Origin of the sequence: Lactobacillus hamsteri DSM 5661 = JCM 6256 (genome assembly GCF_000615445.1) — a bacterium.
GTDB lineage: Bacteria > Bacillota > Bacilli > Lactobacillales > Lactobacillaceae > Lactobacillus > Lactobacillus hamsteri.
In genome coordinates this window covers 1-1462 of the sequence record NZ_BALY01000069.1, presented here as the reverse complement: position 1 = coordinate 1462, position 1462 = coordinate 1, and the positions used below count along the sequence as shown (strand labels likewise).

1 protein-coding gene is annotated in these 1462 nt (G+C 37.3%); it reads right to left on the bottom strand.

Annotated features, from left to right (window positions below):
• Positions 1-43 precede the first annotated feature (43 nt).
• Positions 44-1321, bottom strand: coding sequence for an ISL3 family transposase (locus tag JCM6256_RS09160; RefSeq protein WP_025081370.1), 1278 nt, complete (start codon positions 1319-1321; stop codon positions 44-46).
• Positions 1322-1462 lie beyond the last annotated feature (141 nt).

Below are 1462 nucleotides of genomic sequence, written 5' to 3'. Positions count from 1 at the left end.
GGCTCATTGTCAAATCCTGTTGATAGTGAGTAAATGAAGAGAATCAATCAACCATTAAAAGGCTGTTTGGTTCTTTTTCTTTGTACAGATTTTCTTCCAAACGAATTCTGGTTAAGAGATTGGTAAAATTAGAATAGCCAAAAGCTGTTCGCTCAATTTGTTTGATTTTGCGGTTGAAGCCTTCAAGACAGCCGTTAGAATAAGGCAATTCTGCTCCGTTAAGCACAGCTTTTAGGTTATGTTTAAAGGTCAATAGTGTTTTGTGCATTAAAGTTCCAATTTGATCTTGGCAGTTGATTAACGATTTGAGCTCATGAGCATCGCCAGTTTCAACGGCTTGAATAAAGCTTTGCATCAGGTTATATGAATTCTCTAAAGTAGTGCTGGTGTTAATGCCTTCTGTAACTACTTGAGCTTGAGTTAAGCAGTCTTTGTAATGCCAGTTGTAGCGAGGATGAACTTTTTCAAGCTCATCAAACTTCTTTAAGTATAATTTCCAGGGAGATTTGAGTAGCTGATACTGTCTGGATCTTTTATCAAAGGTCTTCATGACTTGGACTCTCAGTGAGTTGAAAGAACGCGTAAGCATTTGGATCATATGAAAACGATCGATGACAATCTGAGCGTTAGGAAAACAAGCTCTGACGATATCTTGATAGTAAAAATTAAGATCCATCGTGACCGTCTTAACGTTAGCTCTAGCTTGGGGCGAGAAACGACCGAAATACTTAAGCAGAGTCTTCTTGTAGCGAGTTCTAAGAATCTGAACGACCTGATGATTATCGCCATCCAAGCAGATAAAGTGCAGCTGGCGGTCGACTCCTTTGAACTCATCAAAAGCTAGATGAGCTGGCAAATATTCGTAGCTGTCAATAAATCGGTGTGAACAGTTGCCCAGCACTCTCTGGACGGTATTGATCGAAACATTGTTTTCTCTGGCAATGCTGGTCATAGATCGGTCTTCAGTTAAAGCTGATAATACTTTAAGCTTGGAAGCATTAGAAATAGAACAGTATTTGTTTACTAATTCAGATTGAGCCATGGATCTGCGATCACAATCGCGGCATTTAACTCGCTGCTTAGCCAATCTGATAATGACAGGCAAACTGGCATTAGCTGTTGGATAGTGAATGTTGGTAATCAAATGGCCATTGTGTAAAAGATCCAAAGAGCCGCAGAAAGGACAAGCAGGTTGGATTAATTCAGCTTTATAGATTTTATGCTTTTGCAGTTTGATCGATTTATAAAAATAATCTTTAAAAACGATATTTTCGTCTTTAACATCAAGATCGAATTTAATACAATGATTAAGAGAGGACATAGAAATCACCTTTATTTATAAAATGTTTAGTGGAATAGATTTTTTATTAAAGAGGACTATGTCCTCCTTTTTTAATGCAATAAAAAACCTGTTAACAGCTTATCATATAGATAAGTCATCAACAGGAAAAATTATAGAGCC

Excerpts from the sequence above, each read along its gene's own strand:
- JCM6256_RS09160 (WP_025081370.1), bottom strand. The coding sequence starts at position 1,321 with ATGTCCTCTCTTAATCATTGTATTAAATTCGATCTTGATGTTAAAGAC.